Below are 599 nucleotides of genomic sequence, written 5' to 3' on the forward strand. Positions count from 1 at the left end.
TGATCGACTGCCCGCCGGAACTGCGCGGCGGACTCGACGCGCTGCTGGCGCGCACCGTCGTCGTGGACGACCTGCGCTCCGCGATCGAACTGTGCCACGTGCGCTCCGAACTGCGGGCAGTGACCCGGAGCGGTGACCTCGCCGGCTCGGGCTGGGTCGTCGGTGGATCCGGGCGCGCGCCGAGCACCCTCGAGGTCCAGGCCGCGATCGACGCGTCCCGCGCCGACCTCGACCGCGCGGTCCGGCGCTCCGAGGAACTCTCGGCGGCTCTCGCCGGCGCCCTGGCCGAACAAGCGGCCCGCGCCGAGGTGGCCGAACAGACCCTCGCGGCCCTCAACGAATCCGACGCCGCGATGTCCGCGGTGTACGAGCAGCTCGGCCGGCTCGGGCAGGCCGCGCGCGCCGCCCACGCCGAGTCCGAGCGCCTCGCGGCGCAGCGCACCAACGCCGAGACGGAGCGTGACACGGCCCGCCGCGAGGTCGTCGAGCTCGAGGAGCGGCTGCGACTGGCCGAACAGGAACAGAGCGACGCGGGCGCCGATCCGGGCACCGACTCGACGGCAGTCGACCGAGAGGTCGCCGCCGCTGCCCTCGCCGAG

1 pseudogene is annotated in these 599 nt (G+C 75.5%); it reads left to right on the forward strand.

Annotated features, from left to right (window positions below):
• Positions 1 to 599: pseudogene (locus CQZ88_RS13505) on the forward strand (chromosome segregation protein SMC); the annotation flags it as partial.

It is taken from the genome of Rhodococcus sp. ENV425 (genome assembly GCF_002887785.1).
In the GTDB taxonomy this organism is placed as follows: domain Bacteria; phylum Actinomycetota; class Actinomycetes; order Mycobacteriales; family Mycobacteriaceae; genus Rhodococcus; species Rhodococcus aetherivorans.